We start from the raw sequence: 10425 nt of genomic DNA on the forward strand, positions 1-10425 counted from the left end.
GTTAATATACTACAATCGATCTTGTACGTTGAACTTTGTCTTGCGCCTTGGTGCGCCGTAGCGAGCTTCCTCTCAAATCGATTCAGCAACACGTTCGCGCTTATGTGCGAGCGATCTAAAACCTATGTCGATCGAAAGGAAATCGTCATGGCTACCGGTACTGTGAAGTGGTTCAACGGGCAGAAGGGTTACGGGTTCATTCAGCCGGATGCCGGCGGCCCGGACGTGTTCGTGCATATTTCGGCGGTTGAGCGTGCTGGCCTGCAGTCGCTGGCCGACGGTCAGAAGATCTCCTACGAGGTCGAGTCCGACCGCCGCACCGGCAAGCTCTCGGCTGGCAGCCTTAAGGCCGCGTGAGTCTTTGCCTTCGGTTTCCGACCGCGGATGTACCGGCAGGAACCGTTGAGGCAGTTGAGGGAAGGCCGGGGCATACCCGGCCTTTTTTCGTTATGGAAGGATTGAGTCCGATGGCGAAGGTCAACCGCGATACGCTGTTCAAGCCGCATCTGTCGAAGACGGAAGCGCGGGCGGATGCGGTGTCGAAGGCGGCGATGGCCATGGTCGACGAAGAGGTCGCCCGCCGCGATGCCAAGACCGAGCGCCTCCGGCTCGCCCGGCTGGAGAAGGAAGCTGTCGAGCGCGAGGCGGCGGCAGTCAAGTCGGCTGCGAAGTCGGCATCGGCCAAGCCGGCCGCGAAGTCGGTGCGCCGCGCCCGTACGGCCTGAGGAGGCCGGGCGATCCGCGCCGCGGAGAGAGGCGCCGCGACGACATTCGGCGGCCTTGATGGACAACACGGGCCGGACGCCCGGGTGCGCGCGTCGGCGCCAACCCGCGGGAAGAGCCTGCGACCGCACATTCCGAAACCACCTCCCCCAGCAGTGACGACTTCGACCCGGCAATCCGCGGCACATACGGATTGCCGTTCGATCACGAGCCATGACAGGGGGATAGGCTGCGATGGACGAAGCCATCGGAGAACACCGCTACCTTGCCACCGCCATCACCTCGGGTTCAGTGAACGTGGCATGTACTCTCGGCCTGCATGATCCGGCTTGACTGACTCTCCGCCGCAATTGGACGCCCCTGCATAGGGACGTCGGGCAACGATCGACGAGAGCAACGAATGGCCGTGCGCGCACCCTCGCCTGGCACGATGCCGGATATGCCGATCGGTCGCGGCGGGCCATCTCCGCGCAATTGGCAGGAATATCCGCTTTTTCCGCGGCCAGATCCGCACGCCCGGTCGCCGGCATAGACCGGTCTGCGATTGAACGTAACCGCCTGAGCGGGCGACGCGATCGGAACGCGTGACAACCCCGCCGCTCCGACAGATTCAATGCCTGCCGACCAGGATTGGGACATGCAAAGCGCCGCCCGGCACTCAGCGGCTCCCGACGCTACCGCCTGAAAAGCCGATCATCCGGCTTCATGGCGATCACCGCGCAACGAGGCCGGGCATTTTCCTCACGGCATTATCGGCCACGCGATCAGGTCAATGCGTCGGAGGATCGGGCCTAGGAGAGCAACACATCGATCCGGCGCAGTTTGACGGCAGCCTCTTCGGCGCCTTGGCGCTTTCTCACGCAGATCAGGATGCTACCGGGCTGGTCTCGGATACGGGCTCCCCCAATATCTGCTTGACTTCATCATCGGACGCCAGCCCGCGAGATTTCCAAATATTGGCAATCCTTCGATAATGCTGTTCTTTTATCTTTCCCTTTCGCTCCTTGTGAATCGAAAATATGGGATTATTTCCCGACTCCGCTTTATTGAGCAGCGCGTCGAATTGCTCGTCCGTACTGGGAGTTGTGGCAAATACCGTACTGGGCGCTCGAAGTCCCAACGAGTAATACCCTTCCAGGCTACCCTTACGCCTCAGCTCAAACGCATATATCAGCAGAAATTCCGTACAGGGATCCCTCTTGGTACTGAAAAAGTGTTCGACAGAGCCGAACCTTTCATCAATCTCCGCGACCAAGTCCTGGAGAGTGCTTTTCAGAACAGGGTAAGGTGTAATCGTCGGAGGCGCCGGCAATGCCGCGATTTCGGGATCAAGCCCGACGACACGCAGGCTCGCCTCTATCCATAAATACTGAAAATTGTCACTCGCGCGAACGCGAGTATATGTCTTCGGACGCCCGTCTTCGGCAAAGAACTCCTTCGACGAGACCGGATGTATGAAATGATTTTTTGCGTCGAGAATTACAATTCTCTCCGACGGACATATCCTAAAAGACAGCAGCTTGATTGCCTGCTGATGAACCCAACCGCGCCGCAACATGGAATGACGAAGAATGTCGGATTTCGTCCAGACTCGAACCTTATCCTTTAAATTTCTAAACAAAGAAATGTTGCTGTCGACAATCTCTTTCGACTTAATAGCTGCTTCATCATCATCATTTATTATGACGTTTATCGATGACACCATTTTGAGCGGAATATATTTGGCAAATGAACGCGCTTGCAATAGCCAAAGATTAACGTCACCTTGATAAGTTACCGTCACGAAATCGATAGCTTTATTTTCGCTTTGATTTGTCTCAGTTATATTTTGCAAGGCATCACCGACATTTACCATAGTCAATTCCTCTGCTCATCGCCGCCGCCAAACGATGCTCAGCAGCTGCGCACCGGCAACGATGCCGGCCGACAGCATCCAAGTCGACGGTACCAGATTTTCGGATTGGTCAGTAGGCACCGTACGTGTTTTTCGGGCCGGGCAGACCGGTGCGCTAGCCGCCAGTCGAGACCAGCGCCAATGGCTTGGGCGCCGTCGGCATTGCGACCCAACGCGCGATTCACCTGCGAGGACGCCATGTTCCGAGCGAACACGCACCCGCCCGGCCCCGCCGACCACCCCCGCCCGACCCCGGTCCTCTTGACACCCGGAGCCTTTGCTCGACAAGCTGCGCCAATTCCCAGGGACAAGGATTGCAGCCGCGCAGATTTACCGCAAGATTGATCATAATATCGAGGGAGTTCTTCCGGATGAAAACGGTTTTTAATCTGTCAGTTCCACCTCATATATATATCAGAAACATCACTTTCGCGGCAACATTGATATCTGCGATGGCGATATCGACATCGGGCGTATTGGCCCAGGCATGCCCGATCCCACCACCGCTCCCGAACGTCATTTCACTCGACAGTCCGAAGGCCAAAACGGATCGAGGAGAGAAGGTAGTTCAACAAGACATAGACATATACGAAGAACGAATAAAGCAAATAAGACGTTTCCTGAGCTTCTATATTCGGGAAGCCGACAACTCTATTCGTGTGGATCCTACTGGAAAATTGTCCATAGATAACTCAGAGTTGCCGTGCCTGAAAGAAAGCTACACTTATGCGGGCCGCGAAAATCGACTCATAAGAAAAAGCAATAGCATGAGATCGGGTTACGAACAGCAATGGGCACTTGCCGGGCTGTCCGTTTCCGCATTCAAGCTGAAACGCGCAGGAGCGCCGCTCTCACCAACTGAGCTCGAATGGCTTCAGAGGATCGCCAATCAAGTCGTTATCTTTCACGACAGGCACGGACAACTCAATAATCATGTCCTCTGGGCCGCACTCGGTGTTGGCACCACGGGCTATCTGACTGGCGATCGTCGCCTTGTGGATTGGGCCAATATGAAGGTCCGCCTCTCTCTCGCAAACACCGCGCCTGACGGAACCCTTCCACGTGAAATGGCGCGCGCCGAAAGAGCGGCCCATTACCACTTCTTCGCGGCAAGGCCGCTTTTCATTTATGCCGACATCCGCTCCTGCTTTGGAGACCCGATGGTCGATGAGCACGCGACACTCGATAACATAGAGGGTGCGCTCCGGCACATTATCTCGGATCCGCAATGGCTTGCCGAGCGAGCTGGATCTGTGCAGGACCCAGTCGAGGACACTGCCTGGCTCGATGTTTTGTCAAATGGGAAAAAACTGCCCGTTGATTTTGTCGATCCCAACATGGGAAGAAGCGGGGGTAAATTGGCGACGCTTGTTCCGGCCCTGAACTGCCAATAGAGCGTTGGGCAGGCACAGCGGACGGTGCCTGCCGCTACCCGTCGCTCGGCGGCCACTGCAACGCAGTCAAGCGCGAAGCCACCAGCCGGCATCGCGCTCCCCAACCGATCCGAACCGGCGGCGACACACTGTTGACGAACGATAGCCCTCGAAACGGCGCGTGTCGTTCAACGGACGCGATATCGTTGGCCGATCGCTCCGGGCTGGCAACCGGGACCAGGCAGGGTTTTCGCCTCCTGGCCCGAAGGCTAAAATGCGCAGCATCCACAGGGGGCCGTCGGCGACGCGCCTCCCGATCGCGTTGCAGAACCTCGGCTACACGGCAAGCCCGCTGCCGTGAAACCGAATCGGAAACACCGGCGCCGAAGCCAGTTTTTCGAACCGGACCGGGCAGGCTCTGCCCGTGCTCAGTGAGCTGGCAACAAGGACGAGATCTTACCCCAAACGTCCTTGTAATAGGCATCGACATAGTGGAAGGGCGCCGGCCCCCAGACATGCTCTTCCGCCGCGATCATCAGAGCGGGGTCGGCGCTCACAACGAGCTCACCCGGCAGCTTTGCACAAATGGCATCGTAAAGCTGATCGAGAAAAGCGTTGTGATCGTCAACCACGTCCTCGGTAACCCCGCCCCCCTTGGCCCACATGGCGCGGTGGATCACGATCGGCATGTCCCCAACGGCGTCCTTCAACTTCGTGGCCCAGATGGAGGCGCTTGCGAGGGTCGCGCTCCGTGTGGCGGTCGACGGCATGTATTTCCATGGCGGGCGCAGCTTGCCCAATGCCGCTTCGAACCCCTTGGAAGCCACGAGAACGCTTCTGTCCTTCTGCCAACTGCCAAGTCGCTCGTCGATCAGATCGATGATGCAGACATCGGCTTCCGACGCCTCGAGCCGCTTAAAGATCGACTTGTCGATGTCGATATTGAAGTTGCGCTGCTCGAAACCGGAGGAAGGAGAAGTGGGCCCTCCCGGCTCCAGCTTACCCGGACGTTCCGCCAAGGCAGCAAGGATGGTGCTGCGCGCGAGATAGGGCTTCACCGGTATGGAATCGTCGGTAGCGACGCGAATCAAATCACGACTGACGCAGGATCCCAGAATCGCGACGCTCTTGATCCCGGCAGCTTCCGATACGACCGCTTCTGTCAAAATGCAGTTCCCAAAAATCCAGACATGCGGCGCTGGAGCGAAGCGACATGGCAGTTCTGTTCGACGAACTCACGTCCGGCGCGAGCAAAATGGGCATATTGCTCCGGGTCGTTCCATATCCGGCGGATCGTTTCTTCCGCCTCGTCCGCCTCGCAATAGATGGCCGCATCGTGGAAGGTTTCCCGGAACACCGGCGGCAGCACCGCCGGAATGCCACGAGCCATGGCCTCTGCAACGTTGCGGCCGAACTCCTCGATATATTGCGTGTGCGGAAAATGGATGAGGAAATCGAGGGAATCGATGAAATCGATCACCGGAATACCGTCGAACTCCAGCACCTCCCAATTCGCCGGCACGTCTCCGAGAAGCCGCTTGGGCGTATGGGCGCCGCCGAGCAGGCGCACCGAAACATCGGTATCGGCCAGATAGGCGGCCGACAGCTTGGCGGGATTCTCCGGCCATTTGGTCCAGTGGTCGCGGGCATGGCGGCCGATGATGGGCGGACGATCGACGCCGTCCCGCACCGCCGGATCGCGCAGCGGCATGGTGATCGGCGGTAGCCAGTCCATATCCGTCATCTTGAGACCACTGTCCTGGTCCTCGAGATGGCGGCGCACCAGCGTCGAGATCGGCGCCCAGAGCGGCTGCACGCCGAACAGGCGACGGAAATCGCGCTCCACGATGAGCGGTTCATAAAACACGTTCTGCCCGCCCAGCACCTGATAAGGCAGCTGGTTCACCAGGATTACTCCGTGCTTTGCGGTGATCCTGGGAAAGCGGTCCAGCATGTACTTCATGACTGGCGGGTGATGCACGATGAGAAGGTCGCACGACACCTCCTCCTCGCAGGTGATGATATCCACCAGAGGATTCTGGTTGCGGTCGCGGTAGGCGGGATCGATGTCGGGCAGCAGCCGCAGGTCGCCGCGCGGCCAGTGGAACAGGCCGACCCGTCGGCCACTCGCCAGCGCCGCGTCAATATAGCCGAGGTTGCAGCCGCGCGTACCGCCGAGCAATGACAGATCCGAGACCAGGATCATGTCGTATTTGGGCTCCGGCCGCATATGATAGGGCAGCAGCAATTGCGGCGAGGCGAACGGCTCCTTCTTGCTCAGACGCACGCCGGGGATGACGCCTTCCGCCTCCCACTTCTTCGTCATGTACAGGACCTGACGGTCATATTCGTGGCGCACGCCGAAGGTGAGGCTGAGCAGGCTGGTCTCGCCCTGCTCGGTGAGCGATTCCGGGCGGACCAGGAAGAACGACATCGGCGTGTTCGGCAGGGCATCGACCAGCCGCTCGGCGCCGAACCTGTTGCGCAGGCGCGCCACCATCTCGGCATCGGCATTGGCACGCACGCCGTCCCACACGCCCACCTGTTCCAGATCGGTCCGCCGCAGCAGCAGCGAGGGATAGCTGCGATGCACGGTTTCAAGGTTGCGCCGGCTCGGACGGATGCCGAAGCGCAGATCCGGCGTCACGCGGCACATCATGGAGAAGGTGGCCTTCACATCCTCCGGATCCCGCTCGAGGAACGGCTTCATCTGCGCCGCGAGCATCTCGGGATGGGACCAGTCATCGCTGTCGTGGACCGTGATGAATTCGCCGGTCGCCTTCGACAACGCGCTGTTTCGGGTGATGTAGGCGCCCTGGTTCTCGTCGTTGCGGAAGATCCGCACGCGATCGTCCATCGCAGCGAACTGCTGCATCTTCTCCCAGGTTCCGTCGGGACTGCGATCCTCGACGATCACCAGCTCGAGGTTGCGCCATGTCTGGCCGAGGATCGAATTCACCGCCAGGTGCAGATGCTCCTCCGCACCATAGGCGGCCATCAGCACGCTGATCTTCGGACCGTCGGTGATGTAGCGGTCGGAAGCGTCGCAATGGAGGCTGTTGATCGACAGATCCTCCACCTCCAGATCGAGAGAGATCGGGACGAGACCATCGCGCTTAAACATCGTGTTGAAGGCGGCGAGCCGCTGCGCGCTCATCTCCTTGACCAGCGAGGGGTCGTCGATGCCCTTCCGGTAGGCGATATTGGTGCCCATCAACAGATAGTCATTGTCGTCCGGGCGCCCCTTGAGCGCATCCTCCACCCGCTTGCCCGCCGTCTCGATATCGTTGATCTGCAGCAGGGCGTTGATTTCGACGAGGCGAAAGGTCTTCCGGCGCGCGAACGGCTTGGAAAGATTACGGATTTCGCCAAGCAGCTCCACGACCTGACGAAAATCGCCCTTGACCGAAAACCAGCGCGAAAGCTCCCATGCCGCTCGCACCCGGGCTTCGGGGTGCGACAGGCGCGACTTGACGATGCGGAGCAGGGCCTCCTGGGAGACCTGCGAATAGCCGCCCCACAAGGCGCGCTCAAGATGCCCGATATCGGCCTCGATCGCCTTCAAATCCTTGGATGCGATCGCCGGCGCGGCGGGCGTCGCCGACGGCGGGACAAACGGCTTGGCCTCGGCGAAGAGCGGAATCACCATCGCTGTCGCCGCCGCATCCGACGCCAAAGGCGAGCCTGCCAACGGAATAGGTGCGGCGGGCGGAGGAGCCCCCTCTTCGCGCAGCGCCGCTATCGCGCCGATGCGCACGCCATCATGGCGAACACCGCTGCGATGATCGCCTTCCTTGACCAGCGTCGGCAACCCCAGGCGAAGGCCGACACGCCGCGAGCGAATGACAAAATCGATATGGAGAGTATCCCTGACCACGCCCGTGGCCTGCATGGCCAGGATATCCTCATAGGTCTCCCGAAGGACTTCCTGGTCTTCCGGCCGGAGAACGAACTCGCAACCGACCGCGTGCGACGGGATCGCCACATTGTTTGCGACGACCACCACAGTCGCCAGCAGCTTCCCGCCGTTCTGGCGCCGTACGATCTCGATCGTATCGACGACCCCACCGGCCTCCCCTGCATCCGAACCGAGAACAAACGCAACGGAAATCGCGTATCGAGTATCCTCGCGATCAACAGGAATCTCCGCTTCCACGCGGAGAAACCCGTTGTCCTGGATACCCAATACGCGAAGCGCCGGCACAACAACGCCGCCGCCCTCACTCAAGAGCGGCATGGACACGAACGAGTAGGCCGCCTTGGTAGCGCCTTGCCGTACCACGATCGACCAGCCGCCTCCCATAAAGGCACGCGGCCCGGAGACCATCACACCCTCAAGTGCGGTTTCGGCCAGAATAGTACTCATGCGCGACCTTCTCGGACGTAGTGTCAGCCTTTCACGGTGCGACGTAGCTAAACACGGTATTGCTGTTGATGTCACGGAACTCGGTCGGAGGAATACGCCAGCGATCGAGATCCGAATCGGAGAACCGCGCGCCGAAATTGAAGCGCGGATTGGTCTGCTGCCGAACGGTGGCGAGCGCACGCGGGAAGTCCGCAGAACCGAAAAGGCGATAACGGTCGGCGCGACCAAACCGGCTGGCCCGCTCCGCCTCGTCCAGCATCAGATCGCCACCTTCGTCGGTACGAAGACCGCGAATGGTAACGGTGAACAGATGAACGCCACCGGGATTGAGGAGACCGTCAAGCTTCGACACGACCTCGAACGGACGCGCCGTCACCAATTCCAGCACGTTGTTGTGGAGGATGACGTCATACTTGGCGGTAGCCGACTCGATAAGCGACTCGACACTCTCGTGCGATTCGCAGTCCACGAAGTCAACCGCGGTGCCATTGATCGTCTTGGCACTGTATCCCTTGCCAAACGTCTTGCTGAGAATGCGCGCCGCCGACCGGTCGGGCATGATATGAAGAATCTTATTCTTCTTGCTCTCGAAATACCCAAGGCATTTCAGCGCGAGAATCTCGGCACGCTCTCTAGCCTTCGACTTGCACTTCTTACATTCCTCCAAGTGCCTGCCGCGGAAATCAGCAAAATTTTCCCCTCCACAAATCGGACAAGAGAAAGCGATCGACATTGTATCCCCACTCAAATAAATGCCCCATCAAAAGAACCGCCAAGAAGCTTAACCCGGCTCCGACCGCATTGGCAAGATGTAATAAAACCGGCTAGCTTCGACACTCGCGCGAACAAGAAGCTGACACACTGAAAGATTGCACTACAGTGCCAGCATTCTCCAAGCATGCCCACACTTACGACCGATCTTTGCTCTCAATTCAGATTGCAACCTTTCTAATATCAATCCGACGCGCTGCAAGCCACGCCCCTCATCCGACTGATCGCCCATGCAACCCTCGTGCCGAAAGCGATGGGCCTTATGATATTTTCGCTGCCTTCTGCTGCAGCAATGTGTCAACCGATACCGGTCCAGATCGACCGTCACTCACCACCAGCCATATATTCACATGAATTTTATGGCGAACAGCAATACCGCATAATTTCGGTGACTATTGGTATATCAGTCGGGGTGATGAGCCAATAGGCAATTTCCTCATTGCTCGTGGACATGCCACACCGCCACGAGCCCGTGACGAAAGTCAGATCGTCCAAACCTCTTTTCCCCCGCCGTCGAGCCGAGGACGGCCGTTCCGGTTGCCGGAGTGTAGCCGCAAACCCGTAACAGGTTCCCGCAAGGCCCCCGACCCAGCTCGATGTCCGGTGCCGGGCGTGCGCAGGGCTGCCATGGGTGAGCGAGTCCAGGTCGCGCCGGGGCGCTAGGGGCACGCCGCCCCGGATGTCGCCCAGGCTTCCACCAGCGCGCCGGCCTGCTCCTGCGTGCCCGGCACCGGAGTGCGGCCCGGTCCGGGATGCCAGGCCCAGCCCACCAGCGTATCCTTGCCGATATGCTCGATGAGGTCGGCGACCGAGCGCCCGCCATTGCGCTTCGGATCCTTGATCTGCTCGCAGATCTGCGAAACCGTCTTGCCCTCCCACGCCATTTCGGCGGGGGCGAGATGCCAGGGTTCATGGCCGGGCATGCGGGCGGGATCGAAATTCGCCGCGCGATGGCAGCTGGAGCAACGCATTGCCGGCAGCCCGAGCCCGTCGATGCCGCGATAGACCGGCGGCTGGTGCAGCCGCGCCTCGTCGCCCTGGCGCGGACGATCGGTCGCCGGATGGCAATTGGTGCAGCGCGGATTGGTCAGCACCTTGCCGAGCTCGGTGAAATAGGCGGCCGAGCGCTTGGCCGGATCGGCGATATGCGCGAAGTCGGCCGGCGCGGCCAGCGTATCGGCGCCGCTTGCCGCAATGGTGCGACCGGCGAAACCGGTCGCCAGCGCGCTCGCCAGCACCGCCACCGCCATCAAGGCGGGAAGCCGCCATTCGCCGGACATAGACGGCATCCTTATCTG

Annotated in this window: 8 protein-coding genes; 3 read left to right on the plus strand and 5 right to left on the minus strand. The window is 59.8% G+C overall.

Annotated features, from left to right (window positions below; all coding sequences use genetic code 11):
* The first annotated feature begins 147 nt into the window (after window positions 1-147).
* Both AC1RU4_RS07530 and AC1RU4_RS07535 read left to right on the plus strand, forming a co-directional pair.
* Window positions 148-357 (plus strand): cold-shock protein, encoded by a 210-nt coding sequence (locus AC1RU4_RS07530; protein WP_492890434.1) that lies wholly within the window; start codon window positions 148-150, stop codon window positions 355-357.
* A gap of 110 nt (window positions 358-467) precedes the next feature.
* A complete protein-coding gene (locus tag AC1RU4_RS07535; RefSeq protein WP_492890435.1) occupies window positions 468-725 on the plus strand; it encodes a hypothetical protein in 258 nt (85 codons plus the stop codon).
* An 863-nt stretch (window positions 726-1588) separates the two neighbouring features.
* On the opposite strand, the gene AC1RU4_RS07540 is transcribed toward AC1RU4_RS07535, so the two are convergent.
* Window positions 1589-2578, minus strand: a complete 990-nt coding sequence (locus AC1RU4_RS07540) for a DUF6492 family protein (protein WP_492890436.1) — start codon at window positions 2576-2578, stop codon at window positions 1589-1591.
* 410 nt (window positions 2579-2988) lie between these two features.
* Here AC1RU4_RS07540 and AC1RU4_RS07545 point away from each other — a divergent pair, with 410 nt between their 5' ends.
* A complete protein-coding gene (locus AC1RU4_RS07545) occupies window positions 2989-4011 on the plus strand; it encodes an alginate lyase family protein (protein ID WP_492890437.1) in 1023 nt (340 codons plus the stop codon).
* A 407-nt stretch (window positions 4012-4418) separates the two neighbouring features.
* On the opposite strand, the gene AC1RU4_RS07550 is transcribed toward AC1RU4_RS07545, so the two are convergent.
* From AC1RU4_RS07550 to AC1RU4_RS07565, 4 genes are all read right to left on the minus strand, one after another.
* A complete protein-coding gene (locus AC1RU4_RS07550; RefSeq protein WP_492890438.1) occupies window positions 4419-5156 on the minus strand; it encodes a DUF6270 domain-containing protein in 738 nt (245 codons plus the stop codon).
* Window positions 5153-8356 (minus strand): glycosyltransferase, encoded by a 3204-nt coding sequence (locus AC1RU4_RS07555; protein ID WP_492890439.1) that lies wholly within the window; start codon window positions 8354-8356, stop codon window positions 5153-5155. Before AC1RU4_RS07555 ends, AC1RU4_RS07550 begins: the two co-directional genes overlap by 4 nt.
* A gap of 31 nt (window positions 8357-8387) precedes the next feature.
* Window positions 8388-9089: a class I SAM-dependent methyltransferase gene (locus tag AC1RU4_RS07560; RefSeq protein WP_492890440.1), complete on the minus strand. Its 702-nt coding sequence runs from the start codon at window positions 9087-9089 to the stop codon at window positions 8388-8390.
* A gap of 697 nt (window positions 9090-9786) precedes the next feature.
* The gene (locus tag AC1RU4_RS07565) at window positions 9787-10407 is read right to left on the minus strand and encodes an Isoquinoline 1-oxidoreductase subunit (protein WP_492890441.1); all 621 of its coding nucleotides are present in this window, start codon (window positions 10405-10407) and stop codon (window positions 9787-9789) included.
* Window positions 10408-10425: the final 18 nt, after the last annotated feature.

The organism is Ancylobacter sp. GW821-FHT10E12 (genome assembly GCF_058809335.1).